The organism is Leifsonia aquatica H1aii, from assembly GCF_000633535.1.
Lineage (GTDB): Bacteria > Actinomycetota > Actinomycetes > Actinomycetales > Microbacteriaceae > Leifsonia > Leifsonia aquatica_A.
In genome coordinates this window covers 40944-67649 of record NZ_AYMR01000017.1, presented here as the reverse complement: position 1 = coordinate 67649, position 26706 = coordinate 40944, and the positions used below count along the sequence as shown (strand labels likewise).

General features: G+C 71.7%; 26 protein-coding genes and 1 pseudogene. 16 read left to right on the top strand and 11 right to left on the bottom strand.

Annotated elements, in window-relative coordinates; genetic code table 11:
- Window positions 1-226 precede the first annotated feature (226 nt).
- The 3 genes from efeB to efeU form a co-directional block, all read right to left on the bottom strand.
- On the bottom strand, window positions 227-1540 hold the full coding sequence (efeB, locus tag U870_RS0115910; RefSeq protein WP_025158373.1) for an iron uptake transporter deferrochelatase/peroxidase subunit: 1314 nt from the start codon (window positions 1538-1540) through the stop codon (window positions 227-229).
- Window positions 1541-1550: 10 nt separating this feature from the next.
- Window positions 1551-2732, bottom strand: a complete 1182-nt coding sequence (efeO, locus tag U870_RS0115905) for an iron uptake system protein EfeO (protein ID WP_025158372.1) — start codon at window positions 2730-2732, stop codon at window positions 1551-1553.
- A 67-nt stretch (window positions 2733-2799) separates the two neighbouring features.
- Window positions 2800-3660: an iron uptake transporter permease EfeU gene (efeU, locus tag U870_RS0115900; RefSeq protein ID WP_025158371.1), complete on the bottom strand. Its 861-nt coding sequence runs from the start codon at window positions 3658-3660 to the stop codon at window positions 2800-2802.
- Between the two features lie 99 nt (window positions 3661-3759).
- Between efeU and U870_RS0115895 the strand changes: the two genes are divergently transcribed.
- The 4 genes from U870_RS0115895 (at window position 3760) to U870_RS0115880 (ending at window position 7172) form a co-directional block, all read left to right on the top strand.
- Complete coding sequence (locus tag U870_RS0115895) at window positions 3760-4200, top strand: hypothetical protein (protein WP_025158370.1); 441 nt, start codon at window positions 3760-3762, stop codon at window positions 4198-4200.
- Between the two features lie 48 nt (window positions 4201-4248).
- A complete protein-coding gene (fdxA, locus tag U870_RS0115890) occupies window positions 4249-4569 on the top strand; it encodes a ferredoxin (RefSeq protein WP_021762463.1) in 321 nt (106 codons plus the stop codon).
- A gap of 1 nt (window position 4570) precedes the next feature.
- Window positions 4571-5704, top strand: coding sequence for a succinyldiaminopimelate transaminase (gene dapC, locus U870_RS0115885; protein WP_025158369.1), 1134 nt, complete (start codon window positions 4571-4573; stop codon window positions 5702-5704).
- A gap of 130 nt (window positions 5705-5834) precedes the next feature.
- On the top strand, window positions 5835-7172 hold the full coding sequence (locus U870_RS0115880; RefSeq protein ID WP_025158368.1) for a citrate synthase: 1338 nt from the start codon (window positions 5835-5837) through the stop codon (window positions 7170-7172).
- 54 nt (window positions 7173-7226) lie between these two features.
- Here the strand turns inward: U870_RS0115880 and U870_RS0115875 are convergent, their stop codons facing one another.
- A complete protein-coding gene (locus U870_RS0115875) occupies window positions 7227-9857 on the bottom strand; it encodes a penicillin acylase family protein (RefSeq protein ID WP_025158367.1) in 2631 nt (876 codons plus the stop codon).
- An 80-nt stretch (window positions 9858-9937) separates the two neighbouring features.
- Window positions 9938-10552: an SACE_7040 family transcriptional regulator gene (locus U870_RS0115870; protein ID WP_025158366.1), complete on the bottom strand. Its 615-nt coding sequence runs from the start codon at window positions 10550-10552 to the stop codon at window positions 9938-9940.
- A gap of 74 nt (window positions 10553-10626) precedes the next feature.
- Between U870_RS0115870 and U870_RS0115865 the strand changes: the two are divergent.
- The 8 genes and pseudogenes from U870_RS0115865 to U870_RS0115830 form a co-directional block, all read left to right on the top strand.
- A pseudogene (locus tag U870_RS0115865) lies at window positions 10627-12105 on the top strand (carboxyl transferase domain-containing protein); the annotation flags it as partial.
- A gap of 113 nt (window positions 12106-12218) precedes the next feature.
- A complete protein-coding gene (locus U870_RS0115860; RefSeq protein WP_052357769.1) occupies window positions 12219-14279 on the top strand; it encodes an acetyl/propionyl/methylcrotonyl-CoA carboxylase subunit alpha in 2061 nt (686 codons plus the stop codon).
- Window positions 14276-15490 carry an acyl-CoA dehydrogenase family protein gene (locus tag U870_RS0115855; RefSeq protein ID WP_025158363.1) on the top strand — a complete coding sequence of 405 codons (1215 nt, stop codon included), beginning with the start codon at window positions 14276-14278 and terminating at the stop codon, window positions 15488-15490. Before U870_RS0115860 ends, U870_RS0115855 begins: the two co-directional genes overlap by 4 nt.
- A gap of 63 nt (window positions 15491-15553) precedes the next feature.
- Entirely contained in the window at window positions 15554-16315 is a 762-nt protein-coding gene (locus U870_RS0115850; protein ID WP_025158362.1) for a CoA transferase subunit A, read from the top strand.
- Window positions 16312-16959, top strand: coding sequence for a CoA transferase subunit B (locus U870_RS0115845; protein WP_025158361.1), 648 nt, complete (start codon window positions 16312-16314; stop codon window positions 16957-16959). Before U870_RS0115850 ends, U870_RS0115845 begins: the two co-directional genes overlap by 4 nt.
- Window positions 16956-17471 carry a MaoC family dehydratase gene (locus U870_RS0115840; RefSeq protein WP_025158360.1) on the top strand — a complete coding sequence of 172 codons (516 nt, stop codon included), beginning with the start codon at window positions 16956-16958 and terminating at the stop codon, window positions 17469-17471. Before U870_RS0115845 ends, U870_RS0115840 begins: the two co-directional genes overlap by 4 nt.
- On the top strand, window positions 17468-18307 hold the full coding sequence (locus U870_RS0115835) for an HpcH/HpaI aldolase/citrate lyase family protein (protein ID WP_025158359.1): 840 nt from the start codon (window positions 17468-17470) through the stop codon (window positions 18305-18307). The genes U870_RS0115840 and U870_RS0115835 overlap by 4 nt, the downstream gene beginning before the upstream one ends.
- 163 nt (window positions 18308-18470) lie before the next feature.
- Window positions 18471-19535 carry an aldo/keto reductase gene (locus tag U870_RS0115830; RefSeq protein WP_043710256.1) on the top strand — a complete coding sequence of 355 codons (1065 nt, stop codon included), beginning with the start codon at window positions 18471-18473 and terminating at the stop codon, window positions 19533-19535.
- Window positions 19536-19625: 90 nt separating this feature from the next.
- Here the strand turns inward: U870_RS0115830 and U870_RS0115825 are convergent, their stop codons facing one another.
- Window positions 19626-20210, bottom strand: a complete 585-nt coding sequence (locus U870_RS0115825) for a TetR/AcrR family transcriptional regulator (protein ID WP_025158357.1) — start codon at window positions 20208-20210, stop codon at window positions 19626-19628.
- A gap of 197 nt (window positions 20211-20407) precedes the next feature.
- Between U870_RS0115825 and U870_RS0115820 the strand changes: the two genes are divergently transcribed.
- Window positions 20408-21757 carry a M16 family metallopeptidase gene (locus U870_RS0115820; protein ID WP_025158356.1) on the top strand — a complete coding sequence of 450 codons (1350 nt, stop codon included), beginning with the start codon at window positions 20408-20410 and terminating at the stop codon, window positions 21755-21757.
- Between the two features lie 39 nt (window positions 21758-21796).
- Window positions 21797-22399 (top strand): histidine phosphatase family protein, encoded by a 603-nt coding sequence (locus tag U870_RS0115815; RefSeq protein ID WP_025158355.1) that lies wholly within the window; start codon window positions 21797-21799, stop codon window positions 22397-22399.
- Between the two features lie 47 nt (window positions 22400-22446).
- Here the strand turns inward: U870_RS0115815 and U870_RS0115810 are convergent, their stop codons facing one another.
- The gene (locus U870_RS0115810) at window positions 22447-22935 is read right to left on the bottom strand and encodes a GNAT family N-acetyltransferase (RefSeq protein ID WP_025158354.1); all 489 of its coding nucleotides are present in this window, start codon (window positions 22933-22935) and stop codon (window positions 22447-22449) included.
- A gap of 80 nt (window positions 22936-23015) precedes the next feature.
- Between U870_RS0115810 and dapB the strand changes: the two genes are divergently transcribed.
- Complete coding sequence (gene dapB / locus U870_RS0115805; protein ID WP_025158353.1) at window positions 23016-23795, top strand: 4-hydroxy-tetrahydrodipicolinate reductase; 780 nt, start codon at window positions 23016-23018, stop codon at window positions 23793-23795.
- A gap of 7 nt (window positions 23796-23802) precedes the next feature.
- Window positions 23803-24261, top strand: coding sequence for a tetratricopeptide repeat protein (locus U870_RS0115800; RefSeq protein WP_025158352.1), 459 nt, complete (start codon window positions 23803-23805; stop codon window positions 24259-24261).
- Window positions 24262-24280: 19 nt separating this feature from the next.
- Here the strand turns inward: U870_RS0115800 and U870_RS0115795 are convergent, their stop codons facing one another.
- The 4 genes from U870_RS0115795 to U870_RS0115780 all read right to left on the bottom strand — a co-directional run bounded on the left by U870_RS0115795 (window position 24281) and on the right by U870_RS0115780 (window position 26620).
- Entirely contained in the window at window positions 24281-25177 is an 897-nt protein-coding gene (locus U870_RS0115795) for a TIGR01777 family oxidoreductase (RefSeq protein ID WP_025158351.1), read from the bottom strand.
- Window positions 25178-25180: 3 nt separating this feature from the next.
- Window positions 25181-25606, bottom strand: coding sequence for an OsmC family peroxiredoxin (locus U870_RS0115790; RefSeq protein ID WP_025158350.1), 426 nt, complete (start codon window positions 25604-25606; stop codon window positions 25181-25183).
- Between the two features lie 101 nt (window positions 25607-25707).
- Window positions 25708-26193: a DUF4395 domain-containing protein gene (locus tag U870_RS0115785; RefSeq protein WP_025158349.1), complete on the bottom strand. Its 486-nt coding sequence runs from the start codon at window positions 26191-26193 to the stop codon at window positions 25708-25710.
- On the bottom strand, window positions 26180-26620 hold the full coding sequence (locus U870_RS0115780) for a TlpA family protein disulfide reductase (RefSeq protein WP_025158348.1): 441 nt from the start codon (window positions 26618-26620) through the stop codon (window positions 26180-26182). The genes U870_RS0115785 and U870_RS0115780 overlap by 14 nt, the downstream gene beginning before the upstream one ends.
- Between the last annotated feature and the right edge of the window lie 86 nt (window positions 26621-26706).

The following is a 26706-nucleotide window of genomic DNA, read 5'->3' as shown; positions in this document are numbered from 1 at the left end:
GCCGGAATCTCCTCCGTTGCCGTTAACGGCGCGGCGAGTCGTTCCAGAACTCCTCCGTTGCCCGCACGGCGGTAACGGAGGTGATAGGGCCACAGAACTGCCCGGAAAGCGGGGAACGGAGGAGTTCGGCCACGTCGGGGCCGGGAACTCCTCCGTTGCCCGCATGGCACGTACGCGTTGGCCGCACGGCACGAGCGCGTTGCCCGCACGGCACGAATGTGCGCGGCTAGGCGAAGAGCGGCGCGCCCACGTAGGAGCCCTCGGTCGCGCCCGGGGGCACGGCGAAGATCCCCGAGCCCACGTGCTTGAGGTACTCGTTCAGCAGGTCGCTCCGGGCCAGGCGGGACTGGATCGCGATGAACTGGGTGCGCGGGTCCCGCTGGAACGCGATGAAGAACAGCCCGGCGTTCAGGCGGCCGAGGTCGTCGTTGCCGTCGACGAAGTTGTAGCCTCGGCGCAGCAGCTGGGCGCCGTCGTTCATCGTGGGATGCGCCAGGCGCACGTGCGAGTCCGGGTCGATCTTCGTCCCGCCGTCGGATGCCAGGGCGAGGAAGTTCGGGTCGCTGAACTCCGTGCCGCCCGACAGAGGCGCACCCTCGCCCTTGTCGCGGCCGATGATCCGCTCCTGTTCGCCGAGCTGCTGGCGGTCCCAGTTCTCGATCACCATCCGGATCTTGCGGGCCACGAGGTAGGAACCACCGGCCATCCACTCGGACCCGTCGGAGGCCGCCGCCCAGACCTGCCCGTCGACGACCTTCTGGTCCTCGGACTTGATGTTGGCGGTGCCGTCCTTGAAGCCGAACAGATTGCGGGCCGTCACCTGGCTGCGCGAGGTGGACGAGGTGCGGCCGAAGCCGAGCTGCGACCAGCGGATCGCCGCCCGGCCGAACGCGATCCGGGAGAGGTTGCGGATGGCGTGGACGGCGACCTGCGGGTCCTCGCTGCAGGCCTGGATGCAGAGGTCGCCTCCGCTGGCCGATTCGACCAGGGCGTCGCCGGGGAAGTGGGGGAGGTCGACCAGGGCCGCGGGACGCTTCGCGGCGATCCCGAACCGGTCCTGCCCGTCGGCCGTCGTGAACAGCGTCGGCCCGAACCCGAACGTCAGGGTCAGGCCGCCCGGCGGCAGGTCGAGCGCCTCGCCGGTGTCGTCCGGCGGCTGGTCCGACGGCCCCGAGGCCGGGCCGTACTTCCCGGCAGCTTTGCCCTGCGTCATCCGGGCGGCGGCGACGGTCCAATCGCGCAGCAGCTCGATCAGCCCCGCACGGTCGAGGCCGGGGAGCACGTCGAAGGCGGCGAAGTGCAGGCGGTCCTGGACCGCGGTCGTGATGCCCGACTGGTGCTCGCCGTAGAACGGGTGGACGGCTCCGGCGTCGGCCTGCGCGCCGGAGACGGCGCGGTCGACGGCGATCCCGGCTCCGAAGCCGACGACACCGGCGCCCACGCCGAGGCCGGCGAGGCCGAGCAGACCGCGCCGGGACAGGCCGGAGCGCCCGGGGTCCTCAGTGGACTCCGGGCGCTCCTGGGGTGTTTCCTCGCTCACGCGCCTCCTACTACTTGACGAGGATCGACGTCAGCTGGCTGAGCGGCTCGCTGAGCGCGTTCACCTCGTCCGACAGCTCCTTCACCTGGGCGGTGCTGAGCTCGGTGTAGCTGACGTATCCGTTGCCCGAGGTGTACTGGGCGAGGAGCTTGTCGATCGCGGCGAACTCCGTGTCGAGCGTCTTCGCGGCGCTCTTCCCGGTGCTGCCCTTCTCGATCAGGATGTCACGAACGGTTCCGTACGCGACCTCGGCGCCCTCCACGTTCGCTTTGAAGTCCCACAGGTCGGTGTGCGAGAAGGTCTCCTCCTCGCCGGTGATCTTGCTGCGCGAGACCTCCTCCATCAGGCCGCTGGCGCCGTTGGAGATCTGGTCGAGGGTGAGGGCGAAGTCCTTCGCGTACACCAGGTCGTAGAGCTTCTGCGTGTCGGCCACGAGCTGGTCGCCGAGCTGCTTGCGGCCGGCGGCGTCGGACGGGGTGAAGCCGGCGGGAGCCCACAGGTCCTTCTCGATGCGGTGCCAGCCGGTCCAGTCCTGGCCCTGCTCGAGGTCGGCCTCGCGCAGGTCGAGGGCCGGGTCGATGTCACCGAACTGCTCGGCCGTGGGCTCGATGCGCTCGTAGAACATGCGGGCGGCCGGGTACTGGGCCTTCGCGGCCGCGTCGTCGCCGCTCTCGTACACCGCGGCGAACGCCTTCGTCGCGGTGAGGAGCTGGCCGGCCTGGTCCTTCACGTAGCCGGTGTAGTTGGTGACCGCCTGGGCCACCTGCTTGCTCTCGCTCGCGGTCTTGGTGTCGGCGGCGCCCTTGGTCACGGTGAACGCGGTGACGGAGGTCGGGCTGCCGACCATCCCCTTCTTGCACGCGGTGAAGTAGTCGCCCTCGGCGAGCTGGACGACGTAGTTGACCGTCGTGCCGGGGCCGATGTTCTCCTTCTCGCCGGCGATGCGGAGCTTGTCCTGCGCCAGCACCTCGAACTCGTTGACGTCCGTGCCCTTGTTGGTGACCTGGAAGGTGACGGGACCCGAGGACGCCGTCGCGGTCGACACGGTGCAGCTGTCGTCGTTCAGGGTGACCGAGATCGCCTCGGCCTCGGCTGTGGCCTTGTTCGGGACGCAGCCGGTCAGTGCGGCGGCGAGCGCGGCGGCGCCGGCGATGCTGCCGGCGATGACGCCGAGCGGGCGGTATCGAGCCATGTGGGTGCTGTGCTTTCTCTTCGGGTGCTGTGGAATGCGTGCTGTGTTCGTGCTGTGGTGCGTGCGGTCAGGACGCCACGGGCGTCCCGGCGGGGGTGCCGGCCGGGCCGGTGGCGGGCTTGCGGTGGGCCGCCCGCTGGGCGCGGATGTAGAAGAACGAGACGATCAGGATGTAGCCGAACCACGCGATCACCTGGAACCAGGTGGGCGACGGGTTGAAGTTGATGACGCCGGCGAGCACCGTGCCGTACCAGCTCGACGCGGGGATGGCGGCGCTGATGTCGTAGGCGTGGATGCCGGCGCCCGGGATGACGCCCGCCTCCTGCAGGTCGCCGATCCCGTAGGCGAGGACGCCGCCGGCGACCAGGATCAGGAACGCGCCGGTCCAGGCGAAGAACGTGCCGAGGTTGATGCGGACCATGCCCCGGTAGAGCAGGAAGCCGAGCACGGCCGCCGTCAGCAGGCCCAGCACGGCGCCGACGAACGGCTCCCAGCCGCCGCCCGCGCTGTCGACCGTGGCCCAGACGAACAGCGCCGTCTCGATGCCCTCCCGGCCCACGCTGAGCATGGCCAGGATGACGACGCCCCAGCCCGCACCGACCAGGACGGAGTCGAGCTTCTCGTGCAGCAGGGACTTCATCGAGCGGGCGGTCTTGCCCATCCAGAAGATCATCCAGGTCACGAAGCCGACCGCGACGACGGAGAGTCCGCCCCCGACGATCTCCTGCGCCTGGAAGCTCAGCCCGTACGGCCCCCAGGTGAGCAGGGCGCCGATCCCGAGCGGGACGACGAGGGCGATGCCGACGCCCACCCAGAGCTTGGAGAGCACGTCCTTCCGGCCGACCTTGACGACGTAGGCGATGAGGATGGTGACGATCAGCGCCATTTCGAGGCCTTCGCGGAGGCCGATCAGATAGTTCGCGAGCACAGGTACCTTGCTGGAAGAGGTGGTGGGGGATTGGTAAGGCTAACCTTACCGATCGAGCGTACGTCCTGCCCTCTCGATCTGTCCAGATAGGATGCGAGAATGCTCAGCCGGATCCTCAACGCCGTCCTGCTGGTGCTGGCCGGCATCCTGGTCGGCGCCGTGGGCACGGTGGCGCATCCGATCGACGTCAGCTGGGGTGTGAGCATCCCGCTCGGGCTGATCGGCGCGCTGCTGGCCTTCACGCTCCTGCTGGTCGGTCTGCGGCTGCTCGCGCGCACCCGGGTCCCGGCGATCCTCGCCGCCCTGGGCGCCATCGCGGTCATCCTGCTCTTCACGCAGCAGAGCCCGGGAGGTTCGGTGCTCATCCCGAACACGCTACCCGGTCAGATCTGGCTGGTGGCCCCGCTGCTCATCGCCGCTGTCGTGATCGCGTGGCCCGACGTGCGCCGTCGCGATCCGCGGGCCGCCACAGTTGCGGCCGAACCCGGCCCGTCCCCGGTCGCCGCTCCTGCGGAATCCGGCCCGCGCGTTTCGGAATAAGCTAGTCGAGTAGCTCCTCGGAGCTCTCGCGAAGGGAACAGAACCACCGTGACCTATGTCATCGCCCTCCCGTGCGTGGACGTCAAAGACCGCGCCTGCATCGACGAATGCCCGGTCGACTGCATCTACGAGGGTGAACGGTCGCTTTACATCCACCCGGACGAATGCGTGGACTGCGGTGCCTGCGAGCCGGTCTGCCCGGTCGAGGCCATCTACTACGAGGACGACCTCCCCGAGGAGTGGGCCGACTACTACAAGGCCAACGTCGAGTTCTTCGACGACATCGGCTCGCCGGGAGGCGCGGCGAAGGTCGGTGTGATCGCCAAGGACCACCCCGTCATCGCCGCACTGCCGCCGCAGGCGCACTGACGTGGCGCTGCAGGAGCTCCCGGACTACCCCTGGGACCTGATGGCGCCGTACGCGCAGCGCGCCCGCGCGGCCGCGGCCGATCTGCCCGGCGACGGCATCGTCGACCTCTCCATCGGCTCGCCGGTGGACGAGACGCCGGAGCTGATCCGCGCGGCACTGGCTGCGGCGACCGACGCGCACGCCTATCCGCAGACCGTCGGCACGCCGGCGCTGCGCGAGGCGATCGTCGAGTGGTTCGCCCGCCGCCGCGGTGTGCCGGGTCTCACCGTCGACAACGTGCTGCCGACCATCGGCTCCAAGGAGCTGGTCGCCTTCCTGCCGTTCCTGCTCGGTCTGGGCGAGGGCGACGTCGTCGTGCACCCGCGCGCCGCCTACCCCACCTACGCGATCGGCGCCGCGATGGCCGGTGCCGAGGCGCTGGCGAGCGACGACCCGGCCGAGTGGCCCGAGAACACCCGCCTGATCTGGCTGAACAGCCCGGGCAACCCCGACGGCCGGGTGCTGTCGGTCGACGAGCTGCGCGCCGCGGTCGCCCGCGCCCGCGAGCTGGGCGCCTACCTGGCCAGCGACGAGTGCTACGCGGAGCTGGGCTGGGACGCCCCGTGGGACGCAGAGCGCATCCCGAGCGTCCTCGACCCCCGGGTGATCGGCGACGACCGCCGCAACATCCTCGCCGTCTACTCCCTCAGCAAGCAGTCCAACCTGGCCGGATACCGGGCCGCCTTCGTGGCGGGCTGCCGAACGGTGATCGGGAGACTGACCACCGTGCGCAAGCACGCCGGGCTGATGCTGCCCTCGCCGCTGCAGGCGGCGATGGTGGTCGCGCTGGGCGACGACGGCCACGTGGCGGCGCAGCGCGAGCGGTACCGCGCGCGGCGCGAGCAGCTGCGTCCGGCGCTCGAGGCGGCCGGGTTCCGCATCGACCGCAGCGAAGCGGGACTCTACCTCTGGGCGACCGAGGGCCGCGACGCGTGGGAGAGCATCGGCCGGCTCGCCGACCTCGGCATCCTGGCCGGCCCCGGTCACTTCTACGGCGACGTCTACCCCGAGCACGTGCGGCTGTCGCTCACCGCGACCGACGAGCGGATCGGCACGGCCGCCGCGCGCCTGCGCGCTTTTGGAGAGACCCTCTAACGGGATCCCCGGTGCTTTGCGCGATGCGACAGTAGCCGCACGGGTTCGTTAGGCTGTACCCGCACGAAAGATGCAGCGCTGCCACGATCGGCGCGCGCGGTGATGCCCAACCCCAAGACCTGGAGGCGTTGTGACTGGACTCGGCACCGAGAATGCACCGACGGAGCGGCCCGGCTCCGTCGAGCAGGAGGCGGCCGTCGCCGAGCTTCGCTACCCGGGAGGGGTGGCCGAGTTCCCCATCCTTCCGAGCACGTCCGGCGCCTCGAGCATCGACCTCTCCAGCCTCACCCGGCAGACCGGGTTGACCAGCCTCGACTACGGCTTCGTCAACACCGCGGCGACCCGCTCGGCGATCACCTACATCGACGGCGACCAGGGCATCCTGCGCTACCGCGGCTACCCGATCGAGCAGATCGCCGAGAACTCGTCCTTCCTCGAGACCGCGTGGCTGCTCATCCACGGCGAGCTGCCGACCCCGTCCGAGCTCGCCGACTTCGACGAGCGGATCCGCCGGCACACGCTGCTGCACGAGGACCTGCGCCGCTTCTTCAGCGCCCTGCCGCACGACGCGCACCCCATGTCGGTGCTCTCCAGCGCCGTCTCGGCGCTGTCCACCTTCTACCAGGACTCGCTCAGCGTCTCCGACCCCGAGCAGGTCGAGCTCTCGACGATCCGCCTGCTGGCGAAGCTGCCGGTCATCGCCGCGTACGCGCACAAGAAGAGCCTCGGTCAGGCGTTCCTCTACCCGGACAACTCGCTGAGCTTCGTCGACAACTTCCTGCGCCTCAACTTCGGCACCCTGGCCGAGCCGTACGAGGTCAACCCCGTGCTCTCGCGTGCGCTCGAGCGCCTGCTCATGCTCCACGAGGACCACGAGCAGAACGCGTCGACCTCCACCGTCCGCCTCGTCGGGTCGACGCAGGCGAACCTCTTCGCCTCCGTCTCCGCGGGCATCAACGCCCTCTACGGGCCGCTGCACGGCGGTGCGAACGAGGCCGTGCTCGACATGCTCGCGGGCATCCGCGATTCGGGTGAGAGCGTCCAGAAGTTCGTCGAGCGGGTGAAGAACAAGGAGTCTGGCGTCAAGCTCATGGGCTTCGGGCACCGCGTCTACAAGAACTTCGACCCCCGCGCCCGGCTCGTCAAGCAGTCGGCGGACGAGGTGCTCGCCGCTCTGGGCGTGCACGACCCGCTGCTCGACATCGCGAAGGAGCTGGAGGAGGTCGCCCTGGCCGACCAGTACTTCATCGATCGCAAGCTCTACCCGAACGTCGACTTCTACACCGGCGTGATCTACAAGGCGATGGGCTTCCCGACCCGGATGTTCACCGTGCTCTTCGCGATCGGCCGCCTGCCGGGCTGGATCGCCCACTGGCGTGAGATGAACCTCGACCCGGCCACCAAGATCGGCCGCCCGCAGCAGCTCTACACGGGCAGCCCCGAGCGTTCCTGGCCGACCTCCCGCTGATCCCGCGGCAGGCCGACGCGCGCGCCGTGTTCCGGCCGCTCACCTGCGCCCGGGTCAGCGCGACGCGGGGCGCAGGGTGAGCGTCTGTGCGGCGGCTGCGGCGATGGCGGCGCGGGTGAAGGGCCAGGGGAGGGTCGTGTTCTTCGCCCACAGCTCGGTCTGATCGGTGTAGTGCGGGTCGAAGGCGTGGCCGGAGGCTCCGGCGAGGTTGATCCAACGGCTCCGGTCGAAGTCGGACAGGTCCACGATCATGCGCATCGACGGCACGCGGTCGGCCTGGTAGCCGACGGACGCATCCCATCCCGTCGCCTCGACGATGCTCGAGCCGCCGCCGACCGGGTACGGCCCGCGGTTGAGCAGCCACTCCACGGGGCCGATGCCCGACGTGCCGAGGCTGGCGTTCGTCAGAGTCAGAGTGTGGATCCGGTCCCAGCGCCACCGGGACGGGTCGTCGCCCATCAGTGACCGGGACTCCGTCCAGGCCTGATCGGCGGCGCGCGCGATCATGGAGTCGCGGTCGGTCGTGCCGAGCGCGGAGTCGGCCCACCAGGCGGAGTCGGGCTGCGCGGCGAGGTTCTGCACCACGGCGAACCACCGGTCGCCACCCTCGGGTTGGGCGGAGGACGGGAGCTTGCGGCCGAACGCGTCGCGCAGCAGGGTGCGCCAGAAGACGTTGAAGTACGCGGCCGCGGCGCTGTCGGCGTCGTCGTGCAGATCCCAGCCGGCGAGCAGCGCGGCGCCACGAGCGGCGCCCGAGGATTGGTCGGCGGCTCCGCCGACGGCGAGCAGCAGGGGGACGAGGGTCGCGGCGTTCGCGTCGTACGTGTCGCCCTGGATGGCGGCCATCTGGGCACCCGTGAGCTTCTTCCCGGAGGCGATCAGCGCCTGCAGGCGCACCTCGATCTGGTTGGCCCGGTAGCCGTGCTCCCAGTCCCGGGTGATCATCACGGGGAACGCCGGGCCGACCGCGGCGTTGTTCGCCGTGACGATGTACCCGCTCGGAGGATCGAGCACCGACGGCAGCTGATCGTAGGGCACCGTGCCGATCCAGCCGTACTGGCTCGTCCACCCCGGGACCGGCACGGTGCCGTCCCCGGCAGCACGGATGGGGACCGAGCCGGGCGCCTGATAGCCGATGTGCCCGTCCACGTCGGCGTAGACGAGATTCTGCGACGGCACCTGGAAGTCTGCGGCGGCCGCGCGGAAGCTGTTCCAGTCGCGCGCGGTGTCGAAGGCGAAGATGGCGCCGGCCGTCGGCCCGGGCGTGAGCGCGGTCCACTGCAGGGACAGTTGGAACTGCTGCGCCGGAACCCCGAGCTTGCCGGCCTGATCCTTGGCGATCGCCGCGTAGTCGTCGCTCAGATCGGTGATGATCGGGCCGTGCCGGGTCGAGCGGACCGTGATCGTCACGTCCGCGCCCCCGGCGACCACGATCGTCTCCCGACGCGTCTCGAGCGGGACCTGGGCGCCGTCGTACTCGTAGGTGTCGCCGGTGACCTTCTCGACATACAGGTCGGCGACATCCGGCCCGAGGTTGGTGAACCCCCAGGAGATCCGGTCGTTGTGGCCGATGACCACCCCGGGGAAGCCGGAGAACCCGAATCCGCTGACGTCGAACGGGCACTCCGGTCCCACGGTCCGGCAGTGCAGCCCGACCTGATACCAGACGGAGGGGAGGGAGGCTCCGAGATGCGGGTCGTTGGCGAGCAGCGGCTTGCCGGTCTCCGTCAGGGCACCGGAGACGACCCACGAGTTGGAGCCGATGTCGCTGCCCGCCGGGCCCATCAGCCGGGGGAGCGATTCGAGGCCGGCCGAGACCTGTTCGAGCCGGGAGCGGTAGTCGGCCGGCGGCGCGGCGGTCAGCGCCGCGGCATCGGCGTGCGCTGCTCCGGATCCCGCGGCACCGTCGCCGCTCGCTGCGGGCGCCGTCGCGTCGGGCGTGGTCCGTGACGGGTCCCCGCCGCCCTCGGCGGTGATCGTCGGGTGGGCCCCGTAGTCGTAGCCGGGATGCAGATCCGCGACCTGCTGCGGGGTGAGCTTCGTGGTCAGCAGAGCGCGATCGATCTCGTCCTCGAGATTGGAGCGGAGGTCCCACGCCATCGCCTTGAGCCAGGCGATCGAGTCGGCCGGCGTCCACTTCTGCGGCGTGTAGCCGGGGTTCTGCAGTCCGAGGATCGCGTATTCGACGCTGAGCGCGGCCCCCGAGTGCCCGGCGAGGTAGGCGTTCACCCCGTCGGCGTAGTCCTGGTAGTAGCGGAGAGCGGTGGGGTCGAGGAGCTTCACCTCCTGCTCGGCGACGCGGCGCCAGCCGAGGGTGCGGATGAACGTGTCCGTCGGCACCTGGCTCGCCCCGAACATCTCGGAGAGCCGGCCGGAGGTCACGTGCCGGCGGAAGTCCATCTCCCAGAACCGGTCCTGGGCGTGCACGAAGCCCTGGGCGCGGAAGAGGTCGTCGGCTGTCGAGGCGACGATCTGCGGCACGCCGGCGCCGTCCCGGTAGACGGTGACCGGCTTGGCGAGTCCCGGGACGTCGAGCGAGCCGGACGTCTGCGGGAACGACCGCGTGACCGTCCAGAAGCCGACACCGCCCGCGATCGCGGTGACCACCAGCAGCACGGCGAGCACGCCGCCCACCACCCGCAGGACCCGGTGGTGCAGGCGCAGTCGGGGGGTGTCGTCGCCCACGTCCCTCCTCGCGCTCGTTGCCTCTATGGGACCCTAACGCACGCCGGTGACGAGCGGACCGGGGGCCGGCGCCGGCGACGTCACCGGGAGGTCAGCGCCGCCCAGGCCATCCGCTCCAGCACCGGCCGTACGGCCGCTTCGGCGACGGGCTCTGCCCCCACCCGGGCCGAGTGCGGTGTGGAGTTGATGAGCCCGAACGTCGCCTGCACCCGCACGCGGAGCTCGTCGGCGCGCAGGGAGGGGTGGAGGTCGCCGAGCACGCGCGTCCAGAGCGCGACGTAGCGCCGCTGCAGACGCCGGACCTCCCGCTTCTCCGCGTCCGGGAGGGCGTCGAGGTCGCGGTCCTGCACGCGGATGGTGTCCGGGGCGCCGAGGGCGAAGTCGACGTGGAAGGCGATGAGGGCGCGCAGGGCGCCGGCGGGATCGCCGCTGCCGTCGGCGACCGTCGTTCCGCCGTCGAGCAGACCCTGGCTCACATCGACGAGCAGCGCGGCCAGGACCGCCTGCTTGGACGGGAAGTGCCGGTAGACGGCGGGCCCGCTCACGCCCACGGCCGAGCCGAGGTCCTCGATCGAGACGCCGTTGTACCCGCGCTCGGCGAACAGCCCCGCGGCGGCGTCGAGCAGCGCGGCGCGGCGGTCGGCCTTCGCGCGGCTGCGCTGGGTCGGCCGGGCGGGCGCATGGAGTTCGGTCATCGAGGTCTCCCGGAAGGCTGGACATTCGGGTTAATGAACACTAACCTAAAAACGGGTTAGCGACCACTAACCGAATGTCGACGACGACAGGGAGAACGATGCCCGCCACCACCACCCAGCGCGAACTGGTCGCCGACCTGCGCGCACGCCTCGCGGTCGCGGCGGCGGGCGGCCCGGAGCGCTCGCGCGAACGTCATCTCGCGCGCGGCAAGCTGCTCCCGCGCGACCGGATCGACACCCTCCTCGATGAGGGGAGCCCGTTCCTGGAGGTCGCACCCCTGGCCGCGACCGGGATGTACGGCGACGAGAGCCCGGCCGCGGGAGTCATCGCCGGCATCGGGCTCGTGCACGGCCGGCACGTGATGGTGGTCTGCAACGACGCGACGGTCAAGGGCGGCACCTACTACCCGATGACGGTGAAGAAGCACCTGCGAGCGCAGGAGATCGCGCTCGAGAACCGCCTCCCGTGCATCTACCTGGTCGACTCCGGCGGCGCGTTCCTGCCGATGCAGGACGACGTCTTCCCCGACCGCGACCACTTCGGCCGGATCTTCTATAACCAGGCCCGGCTCTCGGCGGCGAAGATCCCGCAGATCGCCGCGGTGCTCGGCTCGTGCACCGCGGGCGGTGCCTACGTGCCGGCGATGAGCGACGAATCCGTCATCGTGCGCGATCAGGGCACGATCTTCCTCGGCGGGCCGCCGCTGGTGAAGGCCGCGATCGGCGAGATCGTCACCGCCGAGGAGCTGGGCGGCGGGGAGTTGCACGCCCGGACCTCCGGGGTCGTCGACCACCTGGCCGAGAACGACGAGCACGCGCTGGCGATCGTCCGCGACATCGTCGCCACACTGCCTCGGCCCGCGGCTCCCGCCTGGGAGGTCCTCCCGACGCAGGAGCCCGCCCGCGACCCCGCCGGGATCTACGATGTCGTGCCGGTCGACGTGCAGGCGCGCTACGACGTGCACGAGGTGATCGACCGGATCGTCGACGCCGGGGGACTGCACGAGTTCAAACCCGAGTACGGCACGACGCTCGTGACCGGCTTCGCGCACATCCACGGCCATCCCGTCGGCATCGTCGCCAACAACGGCGTCCTGTTCAGCGAGTCGGCCCTCAAGGGGGCGCACTTCATCGAGCTCTGCGATCAGCGCGGCATCCCGCTGCTGTTCCTGCAGAACATCTCCGGCTTCATGGTGGGGCGCGACTACGAAGCGGGCGGCATCGCGAAGAACGGCGCCAAGATGGTCACCGCCGTCGCGACCGCCCGCGTCCCCAAGCTGACCGTGGTCATCGGCGGCTCGTTCGGGGCCGGCAACTACTCGATGTGCGGGCGGGCGTACTCGCCCCGCTTCCTCTGGATGTGGCCGGCCGCCCGGATCTCCGTGATGGGAGGGGCGCAGGCGGCGAGCGTGCTCGCGACGGTCAAGCGCGACCAGCTCGACGCCGCCGGCACCCAGTGGAGCGCCGCCGACGAGGCCGACTTCCGCGCCCCGATCGCCGCGCAGTACGAGGAACAGGGAGATCCGTACTACTCGACCGCCCGCCTCTGGGACGACGGGGTGATCGACCCGGCGGAGACCCGCACCGTCCTGGGCCTCGCCCTCGACATCTGCTCCCGCAGCCCGCTGCCCGAGACCGCCTTCGGGCTCTTCCGGATGTGATCGCCGTGTCCATTCCGTTCCCCTCCGTGCTCGTCGCCAACCGCGGCGAGATCGCCTGCCGCGTCATCCGGACGCTGCGCCGCCTCGGGATCCGCTCGGTCGCGGTCTACAGCGATGCCGACCGGGACGCCCCGCACGTCGCCCTCGCCGATGTCGCCGTACGGCTCGGGCCGGCCCCGGCCCGCGAGAGCTATCTCGACGTGGACGCGATCGTCGCCGCCGCGACCGCGACCGGCGCCCACGCCGTGCACCCCGGCTACGGGTTCCTGTCCGAGAACGCCGAGCTCGCACAGGCGTGCGCCGACGCCGGCCTCGTCTTCGTCGGGCCCGGTGTCCGTGCGCTGGAGGTCATGGGCGACAAGATCGCGGCCAAGCGCGAGGTCGGGGCCCACGGCGTCCCGACGATCCCCGGCATCGCCGAGCCCGGGCTGGACGACGACGCCCTGATCGCGGCCGCCGAACGGGTCGGCTACCCGGTCCTGGTCAAGCCCTCCGCCGGCGGGGGAGGCAAGGGGATGCAGGCGGTGCGCGTCGCGGGCGACCTCCCCGAGGCGCTGCGCACCGCCCGGCGGGTCGCCGCCTCCGCCTTCGGCGACGACACCCTCTTCCTGGAGCGCCTCGTCGACGCACCCCGCCACATCGAGGTGCAGGTGCTGGCCGACACGCACGGCACGGTGGTCCACCTCGGCGAGCGCGAGTGCTCCCTCCAGCGTCGCCACCAGAAGGTCATCGAGGAGGCGCCGTCGCCGCTGCTGGACGCCGCGACCCGTGAGCGGATCGGCGCGGCCGCCTGCCAGGTGGCCGCGAGCGTCGACTACGTCGGGGCGGGGACGGTCGAGTTCCTCGTCTCCGCGGAGGCGCCGGACGAGTTCTTCTTCATGGAGATGAACACGCGGCTCCAGGTCGAGCATCCCGTGACCGAGCTGGTGACCGGACTCGATCTGGTGGAATGGCAGCTGCGCATCGCCGCGGGCGAGCCGCTCGGCTTCGCGCAGAGCGATGTGCGCCTGAACGGCCACGCCATCGAGGCGCGCGTCTACGCCGAGGATCCGGACCGTGGCTTCCTGCCGGGCGGTGGGCGGGTGCTCGCCCTGCGCGAGCCGACGGGGGAGGGCGTGCGCGTCGACAGCGGCCTCGCCGCCGGCCTCGACGTCGTCACCGAGTACGACCCGATGCTGTCGAAGGTCATCGCCTGGGGGGAGGACCGCCCCCTCGCACTGGCCCGGCTCGATGCCGCGCTCGCCGGGACGAGCATCCTCGGTGCGACGAACAATGTCGGCTGGCTGCGGGATCTGCTCGCGGATCGGGATGTCGTCGACGGCACGATGGACACCACGCTCATCGACCGCCGTCACTCGGACCGCGAACCCGCCGCGGCCTCCGTGGCCGAGCTCGTGCTCGCCGCCCTGTCGGCGCACCGTGCACGGACGGCGGAGGCACCAGGTGGGGCCGGTGCGCTGTGGGGCGCCCCCACCGGCTGGCGGATGGCGGGCTCCCGGCCGGTCGGCTACGACGTCGACGGCCACGCCGTCGCCGTGATCGACGGCGGTGCGCGCGTCCGGGTCGGAGACCGCGAGCACACGACCGAGCTCACCGTCCGGAGCGGCCGGCCGGGTGAGCCCGACCGGGCGATCCTCACCGTCGACGGCGTCACCGCCGGCTACGACATCACGGTGGACGGCGCGACCGTCTGGGTCGCCGGCGACGGTCGTACGCGCGGGCTGCGCCTGCGCACCCGCGAGGAGCGCGTGGCCGACGCCCTCGCCGCAGTCGAACGCGGCGACGTCGCCGCGCATCCCGAACTGCGATCCCCGATGCCGGGGACCGTCGTGGCCGTGTCGGTCGCCGACGGAGACACCGTCGCGGCCGGCGACACCGTGGCCGTCGTGGAGGCCATGAAGATGGAGCACCGTCTCCTCGCCCCGATCTCGGGCGTCGTGCGCGTGCAGGTCGCCCCCGGCGACCTCGTGCGGCTCGATCAGCTCGTCGCCCGCGTCGACGCGACACCATCGCCGGACGACGCGGAACCCCATGGACAGTCACCACAAGAGACAGGAACCCCATGACCATGCAGATGACCGGGCGCAGCGCCGCCGCCGACTCCGACGTCACCGGCTTCGAGCTCACCGACGAGCAGCGCGCCCTGCGCGACGAGGTGCGCGACTTCGCCGACACCGTCGTCGCCCCCGCCGCCTACGAGTACGACACCAAGCGCAGCCTCCCGTACGGCATCATCGCCGAGATGGGCCGGATGGGCCTGTTCGGGCTGCCCTTCCCGGTCGAGTACGGCGGTCAGGGCAAGGACTACCTCTCGCTCTGCCTCGCGGTCGAGCAGCTGGGACGGGTCGACCAGTCGATCGGCGTGACCCTGGAGGCCGGCGTCGGCCTCGGCGCCATGCCGATCTTCCGCAGCGGCACCGAGGAGCAGAAGCAGCGCTGGCTGCCGATGCTCGCGAAGGGCGAGGCCCTCGCCGGGTTCGGGCTGACCGAGGCCGATGCCGGCTCCGACGCGTCCGGCACGAAGACGACGGCCGTGCTCCGCGACGGCGAATGGGTCATCGACGGCACGAAGCAGTTCATCACCAACTCCGGCTCCGACATCACGGCCCTCGTCACCATCACGGCCGTCACCGGTGAGGAGCGCCGCGCGGACGGCTCGATCAAGAAGGAGCTCTCGGCGATCATCGTGCCGAGCGGTACGCCGGGCTTCGTCGCCGAGCCGGTCTACGACAAGGTCGGCTGGCACACGTCGGACACCCACCCGCTGACGCTCACCGACGTGCACGTGCCGGAGGAGAACCTGCTGGGGGAGCGCGGCCGCGGCTACGCCAACTTCGTCGCCACCCTCGACGAGGGCCGCGTCGCCTTCGCCGCCCTCTGCACCGGTGCGGCGCAGGGCTGCCTGGAGGAGGCGCTCCGCTACGCGAAGACGCGCAACGTGTTCGGCCGCCCGATCGGCTCCAACCAGCACATCGCCTTCAAGCTCGCCCGGATGCAGGCCCGCGTGCACGCGGCACGGCTGGCGTACTACGACGCCTGCTTCAAGCTGATGGCCGGCCGGCCGTTCAAGATGGAGGCCTCCATCGCCAAGCTCACCGCCAGCGAGGCGGCGATGGACAACGCGCGCGACGCCACCCAGATCTTCGGCGGCTACGGCTTCCTCAACGAGAACCCGGTCGCCCGCCACTACCGCGACTCGAAGATCCTGGAGATCGGCGAGGGCACCTCGGAGGTCCAGCTGATGGTCATCTCGCGGGCCCTCGGCTTCACGGCCTGAGCGGGCTAGTCTGCCCATGCCCGGCGGGGCGCACGACTCGATGGCGAGAGAGGGAGGAACCCGGTGATCGACAAGACGGTGGCCACGGCGGCGGAGGCCGTCGCGGACGTGGGAGACGGCGCCAGCCTGGCGGTCGGCGGCTTCGGCCTGTGCGGCATCCCGAGCGCGCTGATCGGCGCGCTGCTGGAGGCCGGGACGACGGACCTCGAAGTGGTCAGCAACAACTGCGGCGTCGACGATTGGGGGCTGGGCCTGCTGCTCGACAAGCGTCGCATCCGCAAGATGATCAGCTCCTACGTCGGCGAGAACAAGGAGTTCGCCCGGCAGTTCCTCTCCGGTGAGCTGGAGGTCGAACTGACGCCGCAGGGCACCCTGGCCGAGAAGCTGCGCGCGGGCGGGGCGGGCATCCCCGCGTTCTACACCCCGGCCGGGGTCGGCACCCAGATCGCCCAGGGCGGACTGCCGCGGCGCTACGCTCCGGACGGGTCGGTCGCCGTCGCGTCCGAGCCGAAGGAGGTGCGCCGCTTCGACGGCGCCGACTACGTGCTCGAGGAGTCCCTGCGCCCGGCGTTCGCCCTGGTCCACGCGGCGAAGGGCGACCGGCACGGCAACCTCGTCTTCCACGCCGCGGCGATGAACTTCAACCCGCTCGCGGCGATGGCCGGGCGCATCACGATCGCCGAGGTGGAAGAGCTGGTGGAGCCGGGTGAGATCGATCCCGGAGCCGTCCACTGCCCGGGCATCTTCGTCCAGCGCGTCGTCCACGCGCCGGGCGTCGAGAAGCGCATCGAACGCCGCACCGTCCGCGAAGGGAGCCGGCCATGAGCCTCACCCGCACCGAGCTCGCCGCCCGCGTGGCGCGCGAGCTGCGCAACGGCCAGTACGTCAACCTCGGGATCGGGATGCCCACGCTCATCCCGAACTACATCCCGGAGGGCGTGGAGGTCATCCTGCACTCCGAGAACGGGGTGCTGGGCGTCGGGCCGTATCCGGAGGAGGGCGCCGTCGACCCCGACCTGATCAACGCGGGCAAGGAGACCGTCACCGTCGAGCGCGGGGCCGCCTACTTCGACTCGTCGCTGTCGTTCGGCATGGTCCGCGGCGGGCACGTGGACGTCGCGGTGCTCGGCGCGATGGAGGTCTCCGCGACCGGCGACCTGGCCAACTGGATGATCCCCGGCAAGATGGTGAAGGGGATGGGCGGGGCGATGGACCTCGTCTTCGGCGCGAAGCGGCTCATCGTGATGATGGAGCACGTGGATCGCGAGGGACGGCCCAAGATCCTGCCGGCGTGCACGCTGCCGCTCACCGGCGCGGGCTGCGTCGACCGCATCGTGACCGACCTGGCCGTCATCGACGTGACGCCCGACGGGCTGGTGCTGCGCGAAGTCGCCCCCGGAGTCTCCGTCGAGGAGGTCGTCGCCGCGACCGGGGCACCGCTCACGGTGGAGCTGGAGGCCGCGTCGTGAGGGAGGTCGAGCAGCGCGGGCTCTACTACGAGGAGCTGGACGAGGACACGCGCTACCTGCACCGTCCCGGGCGCACGCTGACCGAGGCCGACAACGTGCTTTTCACGACGCTCACCATGAACACCCAGGCGCTCCACCTCGACGCCGCGTGGTCGGCCCGTCAGCCGTTCGGCGAGCGGCTCGTCAACTCGATGCTGACCCTCTCGACCCTCGTCGGCTCCTCCGTCGCCCAGCTGACGCAGGGCACCATCGTGGCGAACCTCGGTTTCTCGGATGTGACGTTCCCGCACCCGATGCACCACGGCGACACGCTGTACGCCGAGACCGTGGTGACCGGCAAGCGGCTGTCGGCCTCCCGGCCGGGCCAGGGGATCGTCACGCTGGCGCACACCGGGCGCAACCAGGACGGCGTGGTCGTCGCCACCGCCACGCGCCAGGTGATGGTGTGGTGCCGCGATGCGCACGAGCGGTCCGTGGCGGAGCAGGCGCGATCGGGGGAGTCGGCGTCGTGACCGACCGTGTGTTCCCGTGGGGTCCGGCCCTGCTGTTCTGTCCCGCCGACCGGCCGGACCGCTATGCCAAGGCCTTGGAGCGGGCCGACGCGGTCATCCTCGATCTGGAGGACGCCGTGGACCCCTCCCGTCGCGCGGCCGCCCGGGAGGCGCTCGCCGCCTCCGACCTCGACCCGGCCCGGGTGATCGTGCGGGTGAACCCGGCGGGCGGTGCCGACCACGACGCCGACCTCGCCGCACTGGAGCTGACGCCGTACCGGTCGGTGATGCTGCCCAAGACGGAGCACACCGCGGATCTGGCGTCCCTCGACGGGATGCGGGTGATCGCGCTCTGCGAGACCGCCGCGGGAGTGCTCGCCGCGCCGGAGCTGGCGCGGGCGGAGGCGGTGCTGGCGCTGATGTGGGGCGCGGAGGACCTCGTGGCGTCGCTCGGCGGCACATCGAGCCGGAACGCGGACGGCTCGTACCGCGATGTCGCCCGCCACGCGCGGTCGGCCGTCCTGCTGGCGGCGGGCGCCGCCGGCGTGCATGCCGTCGACACGGTGCACCTGGACATCGCCGATCTGGACGGGCTGCGGACAGAGGCGGAGGACGCGGTAGCCGTGGGCTTCGCCGCGACGGCGTGCATCCATCCCGGGCAGGTCGAGACGGTCCGGGCGGCCTATCGGCCGACGTCGGAGGAGCTCGCCCGGGCGGAGAGTCTGCTGGCCGCGGCCGAGGCCGCCGGCGGCGGGGTGTTCCGCTTCGAGGGGGCCATGGTCGACGGGCCGGTGCTCGCCCACGCCCGCGCCGTCGTCCGTCGCGCGTCCGCGTCGGGGGCGCCTGGTCAACCGTGATGAAACCGTGATCTAGGTTTCTGTCGCAGTTCACCCGTTTCCCCGTCGCCGCGTCGGGGGTTTGACGTACCCTGCAAGTAGTGTTCGGGAGTAGAAGATTCTCGAATCGATTCGAGAGAACGATCGGGCTGGTCAGCGGCCGGATCGGGTGCAGGGGGATGAGATGCCGCAGCTGCTTCCCCTGCGCTTGCTCGAGACGGTCGGTCTGCGCACCGCTCCGGTGGCCGCCCCGATCGTCGAGCCGTCGACCGACACCGGCGGACCGCTCGACATCGACCCGGCGCTGGAGCGCACCGGACCGCTCTCGATCATCGCCCCGCGCCGCATCGGCGAGAGCGATCTGACCGTCTATCCGCTGTCGCTCGGCGCGAGCGTCTTCGGCTGGACGGCCGACGGCGACACGTCGCTGTCCATCCTGGACCGCTTCGCCGCGCTCGGCGGCGACTTCATCGACACCGCCGACAGTTACGTCGGCGGACGCAGCGAGGTCCTGATCGGCAAGTGGATGCGGGAGCGGCGCAACCGCGACCAGCTGGTCGTCGCGACGAAGGTCGGACGGCACCACGAGAACCCGGGTCTCGGCTCGGTCAGCATCGTGCGCGCCGTGGAGGCGTCGCTCGAGCGACTGCAGACCGACCACATCGACCTGCTGTACTTCCACGACGACGATCCCGAGGTGCCGCTGGAGGACAGCCTCGCGACCGCCGAGTGGCTGATCGAGTCGGGCAAGGTGCGTCACCTGGCCGCGTCCAATTTCAGTGCAGACCGCCTGATCGAGGCGCGCATCCTCGCGTCGTCCGGGCTGCCGAAGTTCGTCGCCATCCAGACCCAGTACAACCTGATGCACCGAGCCGAGTTCGAGAGCGCTCTGCGGATCGTCGCGGCGGCGCAGGGCCTGTCGGTGATGCCCTATTACGCGCTCGCCAACGGGTTCCTGACCGGCAAGTACCGCTCGAAGGGCGACCTGACGGCCGACGCGCGCAGCGTGCGCGCCTCCGCGTACGTCAACCGTCGCGGCCAGCGGGTGCTCGCGGTGGTCGACCGCATCGCCGCCGAGCACGGCGTCGAGCCGGCCAGCATCGCGATCGCGTGGCTGCTGGCCAAGCGCAGCATCGCCGCGCCCGTCGCGAGTGCCAGCCGCCCCGAGCAGGTGGACGCCCTCATGGCCGCGGCCGGCATCCGCCTGACCCGCGCCCAGATGCTCGACCTGGACCGCGTCTCCGAGTAGCCGCGCGCTGCGCGAGAACTCCGGAGTCACGGAGCCGCGCAGCGCCGGCGCCGGTGCGACCGTCCCGCCCGAACCGGTGAGTGCGGCGGCTTACGCCTCGCCGAGGATGCGGTCGAGCGAGCGGTGGAGGGCCGCACCCGCGGCGATCGGGTCGCCGACGTAGCCGCCCGCGAGGGCGCCGTCGCGCGCCAGGATCAGGTCGTCGGCGGCGTCGCCGGGCCGGGGGTGGCCCAGGTCGCGGAAGAGCTGTTCGATCCGCTTGGCGTACCAGTCGCGGTGTGCCGTGACGGCGACGCGTACGGGGTGGTTCTCGTCCGCGAACTGCGCGGCGGCGTTGATGAAGGGGTCGCCGCGGAAGCCGGGGCGCACCGCCTCCTCGTTGATCGAGTCGACCAGTGCGCGTGCGATCGCCTTCGGGTCGTCGCCCGCCTGCTCGCGCTGCGCGAACCACTCGCGCACCTGACGGTCGCGGCCCTCGACGTACGCGATGATGAGGAGGTCCTTGGAGCGGAAGTGCTTGTAGAAGGTCGCCTTGGTCACCCGGGCGCCGGCGATGATGCGGTCAACTCCGACGGTGTGGATGCCCTCCTGGTAGAAGAGCTCGTCCGCGGTGGCGAGGATCTTGACCTTCGACGGCGCAGGCGGCCGGATCGTCGCTCGAGCGGTTACGACCATCGGGCGCGACTCCTTCTGTCACGGGAGGCGGTGGCCGCCCCCTCGGGGGATGGGAACCACCGGACCGGTCGGGACGGGGTCCGGGGGGATGCGACCGGTCCGAGTGGTGAGTCCAGTATATAGGTAGACAGACCAGTCTGTTTGTCCTCAATGCAGAGTCTCAGGGATTCCGAAGCCACTGGCGTAGGGTGGAGGGGATGAACAGCGCAGTCGACCTCCCACTCGGTCTGGCCGACCTCTCTTTCGCCGCTTCCGGCGACGCGCTGGTCCGGCGCACCGTGCTTCCGAGCGGCGTCCGCGTCCTCAGCGAGCAGGTCCCGGGCGCGCGCAGCGCCACCCTCGGCTACTGGGTCGCGGTCGGCTCGCGCGACGAGACCGGTGCGGTGCCGGGCAGCCTCGGCTCCACGCACTTCCTCGAGCATCTGCTGTTCAAGGGCACGCCCTCGCGCAGCGCCCTCGACATCGCCATCGCGTTCGACTCCGTCGGCGGCGAGCACAACGCCATGACGGCCAAGGAGTACACCTGCTACTACGCCAAGGTGCAGGACCGCGACCTGGCCATGGCGGTCGAGGTCATCGGCGACATGCTCACCTCGTCGCTGCTCGACCCGGTCGAGTTCGAGAACGAGCGCGGCGTGATCCTCGAAGAGCTCTCGATGGCCGAGGACGACCCTGCGGACGTCGCGAACGAGCGCCTCTTCTCCGCCGTGCTGGGGGAGCATCCCCTCGGCCGTCCGATCGGAGGCCGCCCCGAGACGATCCGCGCGGCCTCCCGCGACGCCGTGTGGTCGCACTACCGGGCCAACTACCGCCCGCAGGATCTGGTCATCACCGCGGCGGGCGCCGTGGACCACGATCTGCTCGTCGACGGCGTGGTGCGTGCGCTCGCGGCCGCGGGCTGGGACCCGGACGTCACCGCAGCGCCCGTCGAGCGCCGGGCGGCGACCGCCGCGCCGATCCAGCGCGGGACCGCCCTCGTCACCGTCGAGCGCCCGACCGAGCAGGCCAATCTGCTGATCGGGGTCCCGGGCATCGTCGCGACCGACCCGCGGCGCACCACGATGAGCGTGCTCAACTCGGTGCTGGGAGGCGGGATGTCGAGCCGCCTCTTCCAGGAGATCCGGGAGCGCCGCGGGCTCGCCTACGCCGTCTACTCGTTCTCGGGGTCCTACTCCGACGCGGGCGTCTTCGGCCTCTACGCGGGATGCGCGCCGGCGAAGGCCCGGCAGGTCGCCGAGCTGATGCTCGACGAGCTCCACCGCCTCGCCGACCACGGCATCACCCCCGACGAGCTGCGCCGCGCGGTCGGCCAGCTCTCCGGCGGCGCCGCTCTCGCCCTGGAGGACTCCGACACCCGGATGTCCCGTCTCGGCCGCGCCGAGATCAGCATGGGCGAGTTCGCCGATCTCGATGAAAGCCTCCGTCGACTGCACCTCGTCACCGCCGACGACGTGCGCGACCTCGCCCGGGACCTGGCCGACCGCCCGGTCTCGGTCTCCGCGGTGGGAAGCGTGACCGACGACCTGTTCGCCGGCCTCGCCCCCTGAACCGCACCATCCGACGTACTCCCACCGAAAGGTCTCCCGGTGCCCCACTACCTCTACCTCGTGCGCCATGGCGAGCAGCAGGACGCCGAGCACGGCCTCCCCGACGGCCCGCTCTCCCCGCGCGGCAAGCGGCAGGCGCAGCTGATCGCCGAGCGGCTGAGTGGCATCCCGTTCACCGCCATGTACCACTCGCCCCTGGTGCGGGCCGCGGAGACCGCGTCGATCATGGCCGAGCGCATGCCCGCGCTGGAGCCGGAGCCGTCGAGCCTGCTGTTCGACTGCATCCCGTCGGGGCCCACCCCCGACATGCCGAAGGCGTTCGAGTCGTTCTTCGGGTCGGTGACGGAAGCGGAGATCGAGGCCGGTCGGGCCCAGATGGACGACGCCGTGGGCGAGTTCCTCACGCCGGCGCTGGGCGACCGGCACGACCTCCTGGTGACCCACAACTTCGTCATCGGCTGGTTCGTGCGCCACGTGTTCGACGCCCCGGCGTGGCGCTGGCTGGGCCTCAACCAGGCGAACTGCGGGCTCACGATCATCCGGGTGCGCTCGGCGAAGCCGCCGGTGCTGGTCGTGCACAACGACCTGGGGCACCTTCCGGTGGAGCTGCGGACGGGTCTGCCGGAGCTGCAGCCGGTCTGACCGCGCCACCGTCGACGCCGCGGACGCGGCCGCTCCGCAGGTCGCCCTCAGAGCGTCTTGCGGAACCAGTTCGTCGCGTTGGGATTGTCGTTGTACGGCTGGGTCTCCTCGTAGCCGTGCGAGCGGTAGAGGCCGCCCGCCGCCTCCAGGCTGGCGTTCGTGTCGAGCACGACCTCCGTCGCACCGAACCCGCGGGCGCGGTGCTCCAGCTCGGAGAGGATGGTGCGGCCGAGACCACGGCCGCGGTGGGTGGGCGCGACCCAGAGGTGCTTGATCTCGTAGCGGACGACGGGGACGTCGTCGAGGTCGGCCGTGGAGACGCGCAGTTCGCGGATCCCGCCGCAGCCGGCCTCGCCGTCCTCGTCGTAGGCGAGCAGGAAGACCCCGGCGGGCGCGACGAACTGCCCGGGGTCGGGGAAGGTGGTGCGATAGGCGCCCTGCGACGCGGGGAACGTCTGCGCCCGCTCGGCGAAGTAGTCGGCGAGCATGCGGTGGGCGGTCGCGTCAGTGACGGCGACGTCTGCGAAAGACACCATCGGACCAGGGTAGCGCCGCGTGCGCGGTGGAGCGGCCCGCGACGCGAGGGAGGACGTGCGCGCCCGGGTAGGCTGGGCGGGTGACTATTCGCGTGGCCGTCGCGGGGGCGAGCGGAAAACTGGGAAGCGTGGCCGTCCGGCTCATCGAGCAGGCGGACGACCTCGAGCTCGTCGCGGCCCTCGGATCGGCGTCGTCGCCGGACGAGATGCTCGGCGCCGACGTGCTCGTCGACATGACCCTGCCGCAGGTGAGCCCCGGCATCGTCGCCTTCGCCGTCGACCACGGGCTGAACGTGCTCATCGGCACCTCGGGCTGGTCGGCCGATCGCATCCTCGAGCTGGAGCGCCGCGTCGCCGAGCACGAGGGTCAGGGTGCGGTCGTCATCCCGAACTTCTCGCTGGGCTCGGCGCTCGGCACCGCCTTCGCCACCGTCGCCGCCCGGTTCTTCGACTCGATCGAGATCATCGAGACGCACGGAGCCACCAAGGTCGACTCCCCGTCGGGGACCGCGGTGCGCACCGCCGAGCTGATCGGTGCCGCCCGCGCCGGCCGCGGCCCGGTGGATGCGCCGCACACCGACCAGCGCGCCCGCGGCCAGCAGGTGGCGAGCGTGCCCATCCACAGCCTCCGGATGCGCGGCGTCGTCGCCGAGCAGCAGGTGATCTTCGGCGGGGCGGGGGAGACCCTCACCATCCGCCACGACACCGTCGGCCCGCAGGCGTACGAGGCGGGCATCCTGCTCGCGCTCCGCGCCGCCGCGACCGCCACCGGTGTCGTCGTCGGCCTCGACGCGCTGATCGACCTCGGCATCGCCGGCCCGGACGGCGAGCCGCCGCGGCCGACCGTGCGCGAACGTTGAGCGCGAGATGAAGAACCGCATCGCCGCGATCGTCATGGCGATCATCCTGCTCGTCTACCTGGTGCTGGTCTTCCAGCGCTCGCTCATGCTCATCGCCACCGGCGAGCCCGTCGGGGTGATCATGGGCATCGCGCTGCTGCTGCTGCCGATCATCGCCGCGTGGGCGATCGGTCGCGAGCTGCTCTTCGGCGCCCAGACGGAGAAGCTCGTGCGCATCCTCGACGCCGAGGGCGGCTTGCCGGTGGAGGACCTTCCGCACCGCGCGAGCGGGCGACCGCTCCGCGATGCCGCGGACGCCGAGTTCCCGGTCTACAAGGCGGAGGTGGAGGCGGCGCCCGAGAGCTGGCGCGCCTGGTTCCGGCTCGGACTCGCCTACGACGCCTCGGGCGACCGCCGCCGCGCCCGCGAGGCGCTGCGCCAGTCCATCCGGCTCTTCCGCGCGGAGGCGCGCGCCGCGCGCTCCTGAGGACCGCCGTGACCGGCGATCACGCCGCCGTCGGGTGGACCAGCCGTTCCATCGCCTCGCGCACCGTGCGGTCCCGGAAGACGAAGCCGTCGGCGAGCAGACGGGCCGGGACGACCTTCTGGCTGGCGAGCAGCAGCTCGCGACCGGCCTCGCGGAGGGTCAGCGTGATCGCCTTCTCCGGCACCGGGAGCGCGTAGGGGCGGCGGACGGCGGTGGCGAGCGCGCGGATCACGCCGCCGGCGGTCGCCGGGGTGGGACCGACGACGTTGACCGGGCCGTCGAGGTCCGACGAGAGCAGGTGGACGATCGCCGCCGCCTCGTCGTGCAGGCTCACCCACGGCCAGTGCATCCCGCCTCCCGCGATCGGGCCCGCGAGGCCGAGGCGGGCCACCGGCAGCAGCGGCTTCATCGCGCCGCCGCGGCCGATGACCAGCCCGGTGCGCAGCAGAGCGACGCGGGTCTTCTCGGGCGCGAGCCGTGCCGCGGTCTCCCACGCCTCGACGACGTCGGAGAGGAAGCCGGTGCCCTTCGCCGAGTCCTCGGTCAGCTTCTGGCCGGGCCGATCGCCGTAGAAGCCGACCGCCGAGCCGCTCAGGAAGACCGCGGGCGGGCGGGATGCCTGGCGCATGGCGTCCGTGAGCGTCCCGGTCGCCTCCAGTCGCGAGGAGAGGATGCGGCGCTTCGTCGAGGCGGTCCACGGGAAGTGGTTGAGCGACGCCCCGGAGAGGTTGACGACCGCGTCGGCCGTCTCCATCAGGTTCACGTCGATCATCCGCGTCGCGGGCGACCAGTGGAACTCGTCCGCGGACTGCGGCTCACGACGCACCAGGCGCCGCACCTCGTGCCCCGCCTCGGCGAGCTGACGGGCGAGCTCGGTGCCGATCATGCCGGACGCCCCGGCGACGAGCACCCGCACGGGTCAGACCAGGGTGGCGTCGAGGGTGATCGGGATGCCGACCAGCGCTCGCGAGACCGGGCAGGTGCGCTTGGCCTCATCCGCCAGGCGCTGGAAGTCCTCCGCCGACAGCCCCGGAACGCTCGCCTCGACGACGAGGTGGCTGCCGGTGATGCCCTCCGCGGGGTCGAAGCCGACGGTGGCGGTGGTGCGGATGCTCTCGGCCGTGGAGCCGAAGCCCGCCAGCAGGTTCGAGAAGGCCATCGAGAAGCACGCCGCGTGGGAGGCGCCCAGCAGCTCCTCCGGCGTCGTCACGGAGTCGCTGCCCTGCGAGCGTGCCTTCCACGACACGGGGAGGCTCGCGGCGCCCGACGAGTCGAGGGTGACGTTCCCGGAGCCGGAGGTGAGGTCTCCGGTCCAGACGGTGGTGGATGCGCTGGTGACGGGCATGTGTGCTCCTGTTCGCTCCGCCGCGGGTTCGGCGGTGCGTCCAGACTACTGGCGGCCCGCGACACGGTCGCCGGTGTGCGGGGGATTCCCGGTTTTGCCCGTCAGGCCGCCGGGCCGCTGGCGGCGGCGCGGCGACGGACCACGCCCGCGCGGACCAGCAGGAGGTAGATCTGGCAGCCCAGGCAGTAGCCGAACACGGAGTTGAGGAAGGCGGCGACGAACGCGAGGCCGGCCGCGATCGGCAGCGCGGCGGGCACGCCGAGCACGTGCAGGAGCAGGCCGAGCCCGGTGACGACGAGTCCGACCCCCTGGGCGAACGTCGGCGGCGCGGGATCCTCCCGCTCGGCGGGCGGCGCGAGACGTGGCTGCACCAGCCGGCGGTAGAGCACGCCGTACGGGTGGCGCCGGATGCCCGCGGCGGCGCCCCACGCGAACAGCAGGGCGATCGCGAGCAGCAGCAGGGCGGCGGCCGTCGTCGCGCCGACCAGGGCGAGGAAGACGTCGACCAGGAGCAGGACGGCGGTGATGCCCGCGCCGAACCGCGGCGACCGCGGATCGATGCCGGCTGGACGGTCAGGCTGTGACATGGTCGCTCCCGAGGACGCGGTCGAGGGTGGCACGGACGTCGGCGGGCCGGGCGGCGCCGCCGATGCGGGCGCGGACGGTGCCCGCTCCGTCGAGCACGAGGGTGGTCGGTGTCTGCAGCACCGAGAAGCGGTGCGCGAGGTCCGGGCGCGCAGTGAGGTCGACCTCGACGTGGGCGACGCCGGGCTCGGAGCGGGCGGAGGCGTCGAGGACGCGCGCGGTGGCCGGGCACAGGGCGCAGAACTCCGTCGAGAACTGCAGCAGGGTGGCGCGCTCGCCGAACCCGGTGGCGCCCACCTCCGCGGCCCGCACCGTCTCCGCGCGCCGCGCGGTCCGGGCGCGCCCGGTGGTCGCGCGCCAGAGCAGCCCTGCGACGGTGGCGACGGCCACCAGTGCGAGCAGGACGCCGAGCGCCGCGATGCCGTTCATGGTGCGCCGACCTTACGCGCAGCCCGGCCGACCGCGCAGCCCATGTGTCGGAAGATGACGGCGGACGCGGGAGGCGCCGCCCCGGC

What these genes read in the sequence shown, in the direction of transcription:
- efeO (WP_025158372.1), bottom strand. Translation starts at nt 2,732, where the DNA reads ATGGCTCGATACCGCCCGCTCGGCGTCATCGCCGGCAGCATCGCCGGC.
- U870_RS0115895 (WP_025158370.1), top strand. Translation starts at nt 3,760, where the DNA reads ATGCTCAGCCGGATCCTCAACGCCGTCCTGCTGGTGCTGGCCGGCATC.
- U870_RS0115870 (WP_025158366.1), bottom strand. Translation starts at nt 10,552, where the DNA reads ATGACCGAACTCCATGCGCCCGCCCGGCCGACCCAGCGCAGCCGCGCG.
- U870_RS0115855 (WP_025158363.1), top strand. Translation starts at nt 14,276, where the DNA reads ATGACCATGCAGATGACCGGGCGCAGCGCCGCCGCCGACTCCGACGTC.
- U870_RS0115845 (WP_025158361.1), top strand. Translation starts at nt 16,312, where the DNA reads ATGAGCCTCACCCGCACCGAGCTCGCCGCCCGCGTGGCGCGCGAGCTG.
- U870_RS0115830 (WP_043710256.1), top strand. Translation starts at nt 18,471, where the DNA reads ATGCCGCAGCTGCTTCCCCTGCGCTTGCTCGAGACGGTCGGTCTGCGC.
- U870_RS0115825 (WP_025158357.1), bottom strand. Translation starts at nt 20,210, where the DNA reads ATGGTCGTAACCGCTCGAGCGACGATCCGGCCGCCTGCGCCGTCGAAG.
- U870_RS0115820 (WP_025158356.1), top strand. Translation starts at nt 20,408, where the DNA reads ATGAACAGCGCAGTCGACCTCCCACTCGGTCTGGCCGACCTCTCTTTC.
- U870_RS0115810 (WP_025158354.1), bottom strand. Translation starts at nt 22,935, where the DNA reads ATGGTGTCTTTCGCAGACGTCGCCGTCACTGACGCGACCGCCCACCGC.
- U870_RS0115800 (WP_025158352.1), top strand. Translation starts at nt 23,803, where the DNA reads ATGAAGAACCGCATCGCCGCGATCGTCATGGCGATCATCCTGCTCGTC.
- U870_RS0115790 (WP_025158350.1), bottom strand. Translation starts at nt 25,606, where the DNA reads ATGCCCGTCACCAGCGCATCCACCACCGTCTGGACCGGAGACCTCACC.
- U870_RS0115785 (WP_025158349.1), bottom strand. Translation starts at nt 26,193, where the DNA reads ATGTCACAGCCTGACCGTCCAGCCGGCATCGATCCGCGGTCGCCGCGG.
- U870_RS0115780 (WP_025158348.1), bottom strand. Translation starts at nt 26,620, where the DNA reads ATGAACGGCATCGCGGCGCTCGGCGTCCTGCTCGCACTGGTGGCCGTC.